A 13,513-nucleotide genomic window follows, 5' to 3' on the forward strand; every position below is an offset into this window, starting at 1 on the left:
CCGCCCACAAGCACCCGGCGCATACCTTCACGCCGCATTCGATACGCGTACGCCGAGCGCCCCGGACCGCCAACTATGCTCGCGGCAACGCCAGTTCGAACCATACGGTCTTCCCGGAACCCGTACGGCTCGTGCCCCACTCCCTGGCGAGGGCGCTCACGACGCGCAGGCCACGGCCGAACTCGTCGCCCGGGCCCGCGTTGAGCAGCGTGGGCAGCCTCTGGTCGTCGTCCTCGACCTCGCACACGAGGGTCCCCGAGCGCACCAGGCGTACCTCGACGCTGCGGGTGCGGGCGTGCCGCACGGTGTTGGTGACGAGCTCCCCCACCATGAGTTCGGCGGGGGCGGTGAGCGCGCCGAGGTCCCAGGCCGCGAGCTGGTCGCGGACGAGGGCGCGCGTGCGGGACACCTCGGCGGGCTCGGGAGCGACGCTCCAGTGGGCGACGTCCTCGGGCGCAATGCCGTTGAGCCGTGCCATGAGGAGGGCGACGTCGTCCTTGCGGCCGCCGCGGGTGTTCAGGGATCTGATGATGGTGTCGCAGGCGGCGTCCATGGAGGCCGCCGGGTGGGCGGCGGACTCGCACAGCGTGGCGAGGCCGACGCCGATGTCCTCGCCGCGCACCTCGACGAGGCCGTCGGTGCACATGACGAGCCGGTCGCCGGGCGCCATCGGGGCGCGGACCGATTCGAAGGGGACACCGCCGACGCCGATGGGCGCGCCGGTGGGCAGTTCGAGCAGTTCGCTGCGGCCGTCCGCGGCGCGGACGAGGACCGGCGGGATGTGCCCGGCGTTGGCGAGCTCCAGCTCGTTCGCGATGGGGTCGTAGACCGCGTACAGGCAGGTCGCGAGGTAGTGCTCACCGAGGCGCTGGGCGAGGTCGTCGAGGTTGCGCAGGAGCTGGGCCGGTGGCAGGTCGAGGGCGGCCATGGTCTGGACGGCGGTGCGCAACTGGCCCATCATCGCCGCCGAGTTGAGGCCGTGGCCCATGACGTCGCCGACGACGAGAGCGGTCCGCGAGCCCGGGAGTTTGATCGAGTCGAACCAGTCGCCGCCGACGCGGCCTAGCAGGGTGCCGGGCAGATAGCGGGTGGCGATGTCACAGCCGGGCATGTGGGGCTCGATGTGCGGCAGCATGCTGTCCTGGAGGGTCTCGGCGACGCTCTCCTGGTACGTGTACATGCGGGCGTTGTCGAGGACGAGGCCCGCGCGGGCGGCGAGTTCGGCGCCGGTGACGCGGTCCATGTCGTTGAAGACCGGGCGTTCCCGGTGGCGCAGCAGGATCATGAACCCGAGGACGACGTTGCGCGCCTTCAGGGGCACCACCAGCATCGAGCGGTCGGTGATGAGGGGCCTGATGTCGCGCTTCTCGAACTGCGACGCGATCGCGTTGCCCATCTCCTCGGTGATGCGCGGGACGAGGACGGGCTGCCCTGAGGTCATGCACTGGAAGAACGGCGTGTGCGCGGGGAACGGCATCGACTCGCCGACGGGCACGACGTCGTCCCAGCGGCCCGGCTCGTCCGTGTGCTCCAGGGCGACGCGGTGCCACAGGGTGGTCGCGTCGGGCGGACCTTCCGGGAACCCCTCGCCCGCGACGACCTGTTCGCGAAGATAGGTGCCCGCGACGTCCGTGAAGCGCGGTACGACGGCCCGGCTGACCTCGACGATCGTGCGGGACAGGTCGAGGGACGAACCGATGCGCCCGCTCACCTCGTTGAGGAACTCCAGGTGTTCGCGGACGGCCGCGTACTCCAGGTCGTCCGCGTCGTCGTCCGCCCCGTCGTCGGGTGCGTGGCGCGGCGCGGGCAGTCCGGCGGCGGCCGCGCGGGCGGCCTCCTCCCTGCGGGCCTTGCGCTCGGCGCGCCGGGGCACGCCCCAGTCGGCGGTGACGGGGACACGGTCGTGGAGGCTGAACTCCAGGACGGGATAGCCGAGTTCGAGCACCTGGGAGACGATGCGGGCGCTCTCGCCCACGCTCATGCTGGGCAGGATGGCGGGGAGTCCGCGGGCCAGCTCGTCGGCTCCGGGGAGGTCGGTGTGCAGGGCGAAGCCGGGTGCGATGCGCTCCAGCGGATGCCCATCGGGCACGTCGTCGGCGTGCAGCCGGCCGGCGTCGGCGGCGAGTACGAGGAGCTTCTCCGGCCCGGGGCCGACGAGCGGGTAGGCCCACCACAGGACGTCGATGCGCTGCCGGCGCGGGGCCTCCAGGCGGGCGCGGCCCGCGGCGGGGTAGGAGGCCCGCCCGTCGAGCGAGGAGTCCAGGTCCGGGCCGAACCCGTCGTACGCGCTCTCGTCCGCGTACGCCCGGGCGTTGGGCCCTTCGGGCAGTGCGCCGGAGACGGGCAGCAGGTCGGTGGCGCGATGGCCGACGGCGTCCTCGCGCGCGGGGCCGAAGAGGCGGCGCGCGCCGGTGCTCCAGTGCGAGACGAGTCCCGACTCGTCGACCACGACGACCGCCAGGGGTACACGGCCGGGCACGGGGCTCTGCGGGGCCGTCCCGGTGCCACTGTGCATGGCCTGCGCTCCCTTCCCCGCGCGGTGACCGAGCGTCATTGGTTCGGCCCTTTCCCGTTCCACCGTACGCGGTACGGGGGTACGGGGGGCTGCATCGGCCGAATTGAACGGGCGCGGCGCGCCGGGGCCGGGCGCGCCGCCCGGCCCCCAACGCTCAGTCCTCGTGGCCCAGTTGCAGGTCACGCTCCGTGCGGCCGCCGCCCGCCATGTGCAGCACCGTGGCGACCGGCGGGTAACCGGCCGCGATCACGGTGTACTCGCCCGACGACAGGTCGACGAAGCGGAACGTGCCGTCGCTACCGGTCGTGAGGGTGTCGACGACATTGCCCGCCGCGTCGAGGAGGGTCACGCGCGCGTCCTCGACGGGGCGGCCGCCGCCGGCCCTGACCGTGCCGCGCAGCACGGCGCCGCCCGCGAGTTCGACGTCCTGGCGGGTCTCGCGCGCGGCCATCACGGTGACGGGGAGCGCGGCGGGGCGGAACGCCGGCGCGCTCCCGGCGAGCGTGTACTCGCCGGCCACCAACTCCGTGATGACGTAGCTGCCTTCGCGCCCGCTGCGGGTCGTGGCGACGACCTCGCCGTGGACGTTGGTCAGGGTGACGGTGGCATCGCGCACGGGCGCGCCGTCGGCGGTCAGTACGCTCCCGGCGAGCCGCCCGGCGCCGCCGAGGACGACGTCGAGGTCGACGGGCCGCTCCCCCACGGTGACGGTCACGGCCTGGGGCTGGTGTCCGCCCGCGGCCGCGATCAGGACGTAACTTCCGGAGCCGGGCGTCGACAGGGCGTACCGGCCGTCGTCGCCGCTCGCGCCGCGCCCGATCTGCTGGCCGCCGACGTCGATGAGGGTGAGGGCGGCGCGCGGCACCGCGGTCCCGTCGGAGTGCTGGACGATGCCGCAGACCGGCACGCCGGCTCCGTACGGGGTCCGGGACTGGGACGGGACCGCGGTGGTCTCGCCGCTCGGGGCGCTGTGGGGGGCGGCACTGGACAACAGGGGTGTCTCCTTGAGGAAGAAGGCGATCACGAGGCCGAGGACGAGCACCGGCACGAGGTAGAGGAAGATCCGGGGCATCGCGTCGGCGTACGCCTGGATGTAGCCGTCGCGCAGCGCGGGCGGCAGGGCGTGGACGAGCTGCGGGGTGATGGACTCCGGGTCGGGCAGGCCCGCCCCCTTGGGCAGCCGGTCCGCGAGTGCGTCGGCGAGCCGGTCGGCGAAGAGGGTGCCGAAGATCGCGGCGCCGACGCTGCCGCCGATCTGCCGGAAGTAGTTGTTGGCGCTGGTCGCGGTGCCGATGTCGGCGGGGCGTACGGCGTTCTGCACGGCGAGGATCAGGACCGGCATGATCAGGCCGATGCCCGCGCCGAGTACGGCCATGTAGAGGCTGTAGTGCAGCCGCGGGGTGTCCACTTCGAGGCGGGACAGGAGCCACATGCCCACCGTCGAGAGGGCCCCGCCGAGGATCGGGTAGATCTTGTAGTGCCCGGTGTGGCTGATGAGTTGGCCGGAGACGACCGAGGCGATGACGATGCCGCCCATCATCGGGAGCATGAGCAGCCCTGACTCGGTGGCGCTCGCGCCGTCGACCATCTGGAGGAAGGTCGGCAGGTAACTGGCCGCTCCGAAGAGGGCGATGCCGATGACCATGCCGACCAGGCCGGTGATGTTGAAGACGGGGTCGCGGAACAGCCGCAGCGGGATGATGGGTTCGGCGGCGAAGTGCTCGGCGACGAGGAAGAGCACGGCCGTCACGGCCGCTCCGGCGGCGAGCCCCAGGATGACGCGCGAACCCCACGCGTACTCGGTGCCGCCCCAACTGGTCAGCAGCACCAGGCAGGTCGATGCCGTCGCGAGCAGGAGGGCCCCGAGCACGTCGAGCCTGGCCTTGGCCTTGGGGCGGGGCAGTTTGAGCACGACGGTGACGACGGCGAGCGTGACCAGCCCGAAGGGCACGTTGATGTAGAAGCACCAGCGCCAGGTGAGGTGGTCGGTGAAGTAGCCGCCGAGCAGCGGGCCCGCGACGGACGCGAGGCCGAACGCGGCGCCGATGAGGCCCATGTAGCGGCCGCGTTCGCGGGGCGGCACGATGTCCGCGATGATCGCCTGCACGCCGATCATGAGACCGCCGGCGCCGATGCCCTGGACGGCGCGGAACGCGATGAGTTCGTCCATGTCGCGCGACCAGCCGGCCAGCGCGGAGCCGACGACGAAGACGGCGATGGCGAACTGGAAGACGCCCTTGCGGCCGAAGAGGTCGCCGAGCTTGCCGTAGATCGGCAGACCGATGGTGGCGGTCAGGAGATAGGCGGTGATCGCCCAGGACATCTTGTCCAGGCCGTGCAGCTCGCCGACGACCTTGGGGAGGGCGGTGGCGACGATCATCTGGTCGAGCGCGGCCAGCAGCAGCGCCAGCATGAGTCCGAAGAAGACCATCCGGACCCGGCTCGGGCTGAGGCCGTGGTCGGGGAACTGCCGCTGCTCCACGGCCGGTTGGGGATCGGGGTGCAGGGTCGGTTCCGTCGCCGGCACCGGCCCCGGCTCACTCGTCACCAGCGTCGTCGTGCCCACCTGTCGCTCCCCTCGTCGCGCCTGCGCCGCATATTTCTCGCATTACGCGACAACTGCGGGCAAGCGCGACGAGCGGCGGCTCCGGCGGGTTCCGGGCGCGAATGCGCCGGTGGGAGCCCTACGGCGTACAACCGCGCGCGAGCGGAAAACCACTCGAAACGGTGAGCACTACATCGGGGTCACTTCTCCACCTCGGCGGCGAGCTTCGCGAGGACCTCGTCGTAGATGCGGCCGAGGCCCTTGGGGGCGAAGGTCTTCTCGAAGAAGCCGCCGATGCCGCCCGCGCCGTTCCACACGGTGCTGACGACGACGCGGGAGGCACCCTCGCCGGACGGGGTCACGCGCCAGGTGGTGACCATCGAGGAGTTGCGGTCCTTCTCGACGAGCTCGCCGTCGGTGGGCTCACTGACCTCGAGGAGACAGTCGCGGATCCGCTTGCTGGTGGCCTGGAGCTTCCAGTGGACGAGCGTCCCCTCGCCGTCGCCGCCCTCGCGGACCTCGTACTCGCTGAAGTGCTCGGACAGCAGCTTCGCGCGCGTGCCGCTGTAGTCGGCGAGCGCGTCGAATACGTCGTCCGGCTTGGCGGCGATGACCCGCTCCGTGATGGCCTCGACCTGCGCCATGGCACTTCCTCCAGCAGTCGGTGTTCTCGGTGTTCGAGAGAGAGCCCAAGCCAACCACCCTCCGCATCGGCCGCCAAAATCGGGGTCGCACGATCAAGGGAACATGTGTTCTATTCTGTGCCCAGTGCTAGCTAGGAGGCGTCATGCGCTGGGAGAACCTCACGGAGAATCCGGCTGAAATCCCGACAGGGAGGGTCACGGACGCCGCGCTGTTCGGCGCGGACACCGTGACGACCCGCACTTTCGACACGCCTGAATTCGCAGGCGTCACCTTCCACGAGATCCGGGCCAGATCGATCGTGAACCGCGTGCCCGGCGCCTCCCGCATGCCGTTCGAGTGGACGGTCAACCCGTACCGGGGATGCACGCACGCGTGTGTCTACTGCTTCGCCCGCAAGACCCACAGCTATCTGGACCTCGACACGGGCCTCGGCTTCGACAGCCAGATCGTCGTGAAGGTGAACGCGCCGGAGTTGCTGCGCCGCCACCTGGCCTCGCGCCGCTGGCACGGCGAGCACATCGCGATGGGCACGAACGTGGACTGCTACCAGCGCGCGGAGGGGCGCTACCGGCTGATGCCGGGGATCATCGAGGCGCTCAGGGACTACGCGAACCCGTTCTCGATCCTCACGAAGGGCACGCTGATCCTGCGCGACCTCGACCTGCTGCGGCAGGCCGCCGAGGTCACCGACGTCGGCGTCTCGGTGTCCGTCGGCTTCGTCGACCGCGAGCTGTGGCGCACCGTCGAGCCGGGCACGCCCGCGCCGGAGCGCCGCCTCGACGTCGTCCGCGCCCTCGGCGAGGCCGGCATCGGCTGCGGCGTCCTGATGGCCCCCGTGATCCCGTTCCTGGGCGACCACCCCGGGCAACTGCGGGAGACCGTACGCGCCGTCGCGGCGGCCGGCGCGACCTCCGTGACCCCGCTCGTGCTGCATCTGCGGCCCGGGGCGCGCGAGTGGTTCATGGCCTGGCTCGGGCAGCACCACCCGCACTTGGTGCGGCGCTACGAGCGGCTGTACGCGGAGGGCGCCTACGCGCCGAAGTGGTACCAGCGCCGGATCACCCGTCAGGTGCACGAGCTGGCAGAGGAGTTCGGCATCGGCCCCTCGCGCGCGGAGGGCCCGCGACGGCTGCGCGCACGCCAGGGGCCGGAGCCCGCCCCCGCGGCCACCCAGCTCACTCTTCTCTGATCGCGCGGCTCCCGGACACGTACACGCCAATCGGGTCAACTCTTTGCAGAACAGGACGTTCCCGGCATGGATTCGGGGACCATGCCGCGGGGGCCGCGCGCTCGCGGCCCCGAACCCTCCGTCCTGGGAGGCCCGATGAAGAAAAGCGCAGCCGCCGTGTGCGGCGCCGCCACCATGGTGGCCGGCATGCTCACCGCGGCACCGGCCGCCGCGGCCCCGACCCTTTCCGTCCAGCACGCAACCCTCAACTGGAAGGAGTGCGGCACCAAGAACTACCCGAAGCTCCAGTGCTCCTCGGTACGGGTGCCGCTCGATCACGACCGGCCCGGCGGTGAGCAGATCACGCTCGCCCTGTCCCGGGTCCGGCACACCGCGAAGACGTCGCAGGGCCCGCTCCTGGTGAACCCCGGCGGCCCCGGCGGCAGCGGCCTGTCGCTGGCGGGCTTCGTGGCACGCGAGCTGCCGAAGAGCGTCGCCGCCCAGTACGACGTCGTGGGCTTCGACCCGCGCGGCGTCGGCAAGAGCAAACCGGCCCTGAACTGCCGGCCCAAGCACTTCGCCACCGTGCGCCCGCCCAGCGTGCCGTCCACCCCGGCGATCGAGCGCGCCGACCTCGAGCGCGCGCAGGCGTTCGCGAAGGCGTGCACCACGAAGTACGCGGACGTACTCCCGTACTTCGACACGGTGAGCACGGTCAGGGACATGGACGCGATCCGCGCGGCGCTGGGCGCGCGGCAGCTCAACTACTTCGGCTACTCGTACGGCACCTACCTGGGCGCCGTCTACGCCAAGCTCTACCCGCAGCGCGTGCGGCGCCTGGTGCTCGACTCGATCGTCGACCCGGGCGGGGTCTGGTACGACGACAACCTGGGGCAGGACCACGCGTTCAACGCCCGCCACCAGGCGTTCCTCGCCTGGGTCGCGCGGCACGACGCGACGTACAAGCTAGGCAAGGACCCGGCGAAGGTCGAGGCCGAGTGGTACGCGATGCGCGACGCCGTGCAGAAGAAGCCGGCGGGCAAGACGGTCGGTGCCGCCGAGCTGGAGGACACCTTCCTGCCGGGCGGCTACTTCAACGGCTACTGGCCTTATCTGGCCGAGGCGTTCGCGGCGTACGTGAAGGACAAGGACCCGGCCCCGCTGGTCGCGGCGTACAAGAAGTTGGGCGCTGTCGACGCCGCGGGCGACAACGGCTACAGCGTCTACACGGCCGTGCAGTGCCGCGACGCCCGGTGGCCGCGCGACTGGAACCAGTGGCGCGACGACAACTGGCAGGCGGCCGAGAAGGCCCCCTTCTCCACCTGGAACAACGCCTGGTACAACGCGCCGTGCGCGTTCTGGCCGACGAGCCGGCTGGACCCGCCGGACGTGTCCAACGACGACCTGCCGCCGGCGCTGCTCTTCCAGGCCACCGAGGACGGGGCCACGCCGTACGAGGGCGGGGTCGCCGTCCACCGCGAGCTGCGCGGCTCCAGCCTGGTGGTCGAGCAGGGCGGCGAGAACCACGGCGTCAGCCTGAGCGGGAACGCCTGCCTGGACCGGTACCTGGCCGACTATCTGCGGACGGGGAAGGTGCCGCGCGGCAGCGGCGAGGCGGACGCGACGTGCAAGAAGCAGCCGGAGCCGAAGCCGCTCACGAAGAAGGGCGCCGCCGGTCCGCCCCCGACACGCGGTGTGCGCCTGCACGGGCTGATGGGCTTCCGCGGCTGAGCGCTTCACTTTGATGCACACCCTGGCCGGGGCGGTGTCCGCCGGGTCACGATGGGCGCATGAGCACCCCTCGGACCCACGACACCGCCCCTGCTTCGGTCCCGGCGGCGGAGATCCGCGTCCGGGACATGGCCGACGCCGACTGCGAGGCGGTGGCCGGGATCCGGATCCGCGGCTGGCGGACGGCGTACGCGGGCCTGATGCCCGCGTCCTTTCTGGCCGCGCTGAGCATCGAGGAGGACGCGGCACGCCGCCGCGAGCGTCTCGCGCGGGCCGGTTCGCCGGTGGTGAACGTGGTCGCCGAACGCGCCGGCGACATCGTCGGCTGGGCCTGTCACGGCCCGTCCCGCGACGACGATCTCCCGCCCGGGGAAGCCGAGTTGTACGCGATATACGTGCATGACGGCCAGCTGTCCACGGGCGTGGGCCGCACCCTCCTGCACAGCTGCCTGGACCGCTGCGCCGACGCCGGCTACGAGCGGATACGCCTGTGGGTGGTCAAGGGCAACACCCGCGCCCGCGGGTTCTACGAGCGCGCCGGGTTCACCCCGGACGGCGCCGAGGAGCCGTACGAGGCGGACGGGGAACTCGTACCCGAAGTGCGCTACGTGCGCGCCGTCAGTCTCTGACGCCGCTCGGGCTCTCACGCTGCTCGGGCAGTCGCGCGAGCGCGCGCACCGCGGCCTCGGCGAGCACCGGGTGGGCGAGGGCCGCGGTCAGGACCGGCCGGGCGCGGGCGTCCCCGAGGCCGCCGAGTCCCTCCACGCACGCGAGCGCGACCGCGCGGTACGGATCGCGGGGGCCGAGGCGCCGCTCCAGGGTGGTGATCAGCGCCGGCGCGGACTCGGGAGCGCGCAGTGCGGCCAGGAGCCGCACCGGGTGCAGCGCGTACGCGACCCGCAGCTCGTTCGTGGCGAGCGCGGCGGCCGCGCGTGCGGTGCGCGGGTCGCCGAGCGCGGCCAGAGCGTGCGCGGCGGTGGCACAGCGTGCCGGGTCGCGGTGGTTGAGGAGCAGGACGAGCGCCTCGAAGGCCCGGCGGTCCCCCGCCACTCCGAGGCGGTACGCGGCCAGCTCCCGGGCCCACAGCGGCTGCCCGGGCTCGGTCAGCAGGGCCGCGAGCTCGTCGACGTCGCCGGTCGCCGCGAGGCGGTCGAGAAGGGGGGAGGCGCCCGACTCGGCCCGTAAGCGCTCCGTGACCGATCGCAACTCTTCGTCCATGCGGTCCAGCGTAGACAGGCCCCGGGCCCCCGCGACGTAGATCACAGAGACTGATGAACGCCGAGGACTGGCGCGCTCGTTACTCGCCGGTTAGCCTCAATTGAGCGGGGCACACTCCCCGCACCCCACTCCTGGCGGCCTGGTGACGCAGCCGCCGAGAGTGTCAGTCGGTTCGGTGCCTCAGGTACCGCAGTACGGCGCGGCCCCGGGACAGGGCCCGCCGGATCTCTCTTTCACCGATTCACCGGACGCCTGTGTGCGTCGCGTCCGGGCTCGGATTCCCGCACTCCGTGCGCCCGTCGGCGTATCCGCGTGTGCCCCTCAGTCGTCACTCCTCCCTCCTGGAGTCCTCAGATGGACGCTCCCCTGTCCCCCGCATCCCCGGCCACCCTCCCGACCGTCGCGGTCGTCGGCCTCGGCACCATGGGCACCGGCATCGCCGAGGTGCTCGCCCGCGCCGGCCGTGAGGTCATCGGTATCGACGTCAGCGAGGCCGCGGCCGCGCAGGCCGTCGCCGCGCTCGAGGCCTCGACGGCGCGTGCGGTGCGCCGCGAGCGCCTCACCGAGGACGAGCGGCGCGACGTCCTCGCCCGCTTCCGCACCTTTACGGACCTCCAGGCCGCGGCCGACGCCGACCTCGTCATCGAGGTGGCTCCGGAGTCGTACGAGATCAAGCAGCAGATCTTCCGGGAGCTCGACACCGTCGTGCGGCCCGAGACGATCCTCGCGACCGGTACGAACGCCCTGTCCGTGACGCGGCTCGCCGCCGACTCGGCCCGCCCCGAGCGCGTCCTCGGGCTGCACTTCTTCAACCCGGCGCCCGCGATGAAGCTCGTCGAGGTGGTCTCGTCGGTGCTCACCGCGCCCACGGCCGTCGCGGCGGTCACCGATCTCGCCGTCGAACTGGGCAAGGAGCCCGTCGCGGTGGGCGACCGGCCCGGTTTCGTCGCCGACGGCCTGCTCTTCGGCTACCTCAACCAGGCCGCCGCGATGTACGAGACCAAGTACGCCTCCCGCGAGGACATCGACGCCGCCATGAAGCTGGGCTGCGGCCTGCCCATGGGTCCCCTCGCGCTGCTCGACCTCATCGGCATCGACACCGCGCGCACGGTCCTCGAGGCCATGTACGCCGAGTCCCGCGACCGCCTGCACGCGCCGGCGCCCGTCCTCAAGCAGCTCAGCGAGGCGGGTCTGACCGGCCGCAAGTCGGGACGCGGCTTCTACACGTACACGGAACCGGGCAGCTCCGAGGTGGTGCGGGACGCGCTCACCCCGCTCACGGGCGAGGTCGTGGCCGGCGCGCGCACGATCCGCTCGGTCGGCGTCGCGGGCTCCGGCACCATGGCGTCCGGCATCGCGGAGGTCTTCGCGAAGGCGGGCTACGACGTGGTGCTCGCCGCACGCAGCGAGGAGAAGGCCGAGAAGGCCAAGTCCCGTATCGGCAAGTCTCTTTCGCGTTCTGTCGACAAGGGCCGCATGACCGCCGAGGCGGCGGCGCAGACCCTGGACCGGATCACTCCGGCCGGTTCGTACGACGCCTTCTCCGACGTCGACCTGGCCCTCGAAGCCGTGGCCGAGGACCTGGAGATCAAGCAGCAGCTCTTCGCGACGTTCGACAAGGTGTGCAAGCCGGGCGCGGTCCTGGCCACCACGACCTCGTCCCTGCCCGTCGTGGCCTGCGCCCGCGCGACCTCGCGCCCGCAGGACGTGATCGGCATGCACTTCTTCAACCCGGCCCCTGCGATGAAGCTCGTCGAGGTCGTGCGGACCGTGCTGACCGGCGACGACGTGCACACCACCGTCCGCGAGGTGTGCACGAAGATCCGCAAGCACCCGGTGGACTGCGGTGACCGCGCGGGCTTCATCGTGAACGCGCTGCTGTTCCCGTACCTGAACAACGCGATCAAGATGGTGCAGGAGCACTACGCGACGCTCGACGACATCGACGCCGCGATGAAGCTCGGCGGCGGCTACCCGATGGGGCCCTTCGAGCTCCTGGACGTGGTCGGCCTCGATGTCTCGCTGGCCATCGAGAAGGTCCTGCACCGCGAGTTCCGCGACCCGGGCCTGGCCCCCGCGCCGCTGCTCGAGCACCTGGTGGCCGCGGGCTGCCTCGGCCGCAAGACCGGCCGCGGCTTCCGCGAATATGCCCGCCGCTGACCGGCCCACGGGCAGCGGCACCGCCCGCCCCACGGACTGGGGCGGGCTGCTCCGGCCGCCCGGCCTCACACCCCCCGCCCGGGACCCGGGCGGGGGGAACCCCGCTCGGGCGCACGCCACCGCGCATATGCAGTACGTTCATGGCATGTCCAAGGCCGCCAAGTCCTCCCGTACGACGCCCACGCCCGACGCTCCGGAGAGCGCCGCGGGGTCCCGCGCCGCCGCCCAGCGGCTCAAGATGCGCCGGGAGCTGGCGGCCGCGGCGATGGAGCTCTTCGCGACGAAGGGCTACGAGGCCACGACGGTCGACGAGATCGCGGCGGCGGCGGGGGTCGCGCGGCGGACCTTCTTCCGTCACTTCCGCTCCAAGGAAGAGGCGATCTTCCCGGACCACGACGACACCCTGATCCGGGCGGAGGCGGTCCTCAACGCGGCGCCCGCGCACGAGCATCCGCTCGACACGGTGTGCCGCGGCATCAAGGAAGTCATGAAGATGTACGCGGCGTCGCCCGCCGTGTCGGTGGAGCGCTACCGCCTCACGCGCGAGGTACCCACCCTGCGCGAGCGCGAGATCGCCTCGGTGGCCCGCTACGAGCGGCTGTTCACCCGCTATCTCCTCGGCCACTTCGACGAGCACGCCCACCAGCACGGCAATGACGACCCGCTGCTCGCCGAGGTCGCCGCGTCCGCCGTCGTCACCGCCCACAACCACGTGCTGCGGCGCTGGCTGCGGGCCGGCGGCCAGGGCGACGTCGAGAATCAGCTCGACCACGCCTTCGCGATCGTCCGCAAGACGTTCGGTACGGGCATCGGCGCAGGCCGGGACACCGCCACCGCCACCACACCCGCCGCCTCGGTGAGCACCGGAGGCGACGTCCTGGTCACCGTGGCGCGTACCGACACGCCGCTGGACGAGATCATGGGGACGATCGAGAAGGCGCTGCGGGACCGCGGCTAGTCTCCGCCAGGAATTTTCTGAACTCCGCGGGAACCAGGGGCTGTTGACGCCCACCCAGGGAAACCCGCATACGCGGCACTCCGCGACGCTCCCGGGAGAGGGGGCCCGTCGGCGAGCGGACGCGGCACTCCCCGGCGCTCCCGGATGCGGGCTTCCACTCGCCGAGCGCCGCCGCCCCGGCGGGCCGTCCGGCGCGCGCGGCGCGCGCGGCTTCCTGAGGGCGGCGGCGGTCCCCCACCGGCCGGCCAAGACCGAACCCCTATCCGGCCACAAGGTGCGCGACCGCGACCCGCCCGCCGCCCTCTCGCCGCATCTCGCCCCGCGTCGCCCCGGCCTCCCGGAGGCCCCTCGGAGGCCCTGTGGACCCCCTCCGGGGCCTCCGAGACGCAGTTCAGGGCCGTCGATGACCTCCGGTGCCACCGGGCCGTACCACCTCTGACCTGCACTGATCGATCATCGCTCAAAAACTTGTGGCACCCAGTGTCTTGCCGACTGGCACGCGGTGCCATACGTTGAATGTGTCCGGGCGGCCGGCGTACAGAGAACTTCCGTACGTCGGCTGTCCCCGCAAGC

At 72.1% G+C, this 13,513-nt stretch carries 9 protein-coding genes; 5 read left to right on the forward strand and 4 right to left on the reverse strand.

The genetic code is table 11. From position 1 onward, the window contains the following. Positions 1-73: 73 nt before the first annotated feature. The 3 genes from OG456_RS06775 to OG456_RS06785 form a co-directional block, all read right to left on the reverse strand. Positions 74-2,515, reverse strand: a complete 2,442-nt coding sequence (locus tag OG456_RS06775; RefSeq protein WP_266558205.1) for a SpoIIE family protein phosphatase — start codon at positions 2,513-2,515, stop codon at positions 74-76. Between the two features lie 154 nt (positions 2,516-2,669). Further along, the gene (locus OG456_RS06780) at positions 2,670-5,021 is read right to left on the reverse strand and encodes an MFS transporter (protein ID WP_266569097.1); all 2,352 of its coding nucleotides are present in this window, start codon (positions 5,019-5,021) and stop codon (positions 2,670-2,672) included. 239 nt (positions 5,022-5,260) lie between these two features. Further along, a complete protein-coding gene (locus OG456_RS06785) occupies positions 5,261-5,704 on the reverse strand; it encodes an SRPBCC family protein (RefSeq protein WP_266558212.1) in 444 nt (147 codons plus the stop codon). A 143-nt stretch (positions 5,705-5,847) separates the two neighbouring features. On the opposite strand from OG456_RS06785, the gene OG456_RS06790 reads away from it, so the two are divergent. The 3 genes from OG456_RS06790 (at position 5,848) to OG456_RS06800 (ending at position 9,233) form a co-directional block, all read left to right on the forward strand. Beyond that, complete coding sequence (locus OG456_RS06790) at positions 5,848-6,894, forward strand: Rv2578c family radical SAM protein (RefSeq protein WP_266558214.1); 1,047 nt, start codon at positions 5,848-5,850, stop codon at positions 6,892-6,894. Positions 6,895-7,029: 135 nt separating this feature from the next. Then, a complete protein-coding gene (locus OG456_RS06795; RefSeq protein WP_266558216.1) occupies positions 7,030-8,604 on the forward strand; it encodes an alpha/beta hydrolase in 1,575 nt (524 codons plus the stop codon). A gap of 59 nt (positions 8,605-8,663) precedes the next feature. Next, on the forward strand, positions 8,664-9,233 hold the full coding sequence (locus OG456_RS06800) for a GNAT family N-acetyltransferase (RefSeq protein WP_266558218.1): 570 nt from the start codon (positions 8,664-8,666) through the stop codon (positions 9,231-9,233). Here the strand turns inward: OG456_RS06800 and OG456_RS06805 are convergent. Beyond that, positions 9,223-9,822, reverse strand: coding sequence for an adenylosuccinate lyase (locus OG456_RS06805; RefSeq protein WP_266558220.1), 600 nt, complete (start codon positions 9,820-9,822; stop codon positions 9,223-9,225). The genes OG456_RS06800 and OG456_RS06805 overlap by 11 nt on opposite strands. Before the next feature lie 354 nt (positions 9,823-10,176). Here OG456_RS06805 and OG456_RS06810 point away from each other — a divergent pair, with 354 nt between their 5' ends. Both OG456_RS06810 and OG456_RS06815 read left to right on the forward strand, forming a co-directional pair. Then, positions 10,177-11,982, forward strand: coding sequence for a 3-hydroxyacyl-CoA dehydrogenase family protein (locus OG456_RS06810; protein ID WP_266558222.1), 1,806 nt, complete (start codon positions 10,177-10,179; stop codon positions 11,980-11,982). A gap of 127 nt (positions 11,983-12,109) precedes the next feature. Next, positions 12,110-12,940: a TetR family transcriptional regulator gene (locus tag OG456_RS06815; RefSeq protein WP_266569098.1), complete on the forward strand. Its 831-nt coding sequence runs from the start codon at positions 12,110-12,112 to the stop codon at positions 12,938-12,940. Positions 12,941-13,513 lie beyond the last annotated feature (573 nt).

The sequence above is a fragment of the Streptomyces sp. NBC_01446 genome, from assembly GCF_026340095.1.
GTDB lineage: Bacteria > Actinomycetota > Actinomycetes > Streptomycetales > Streptomycetaceae > Streptomyces > Streptomyces aureus.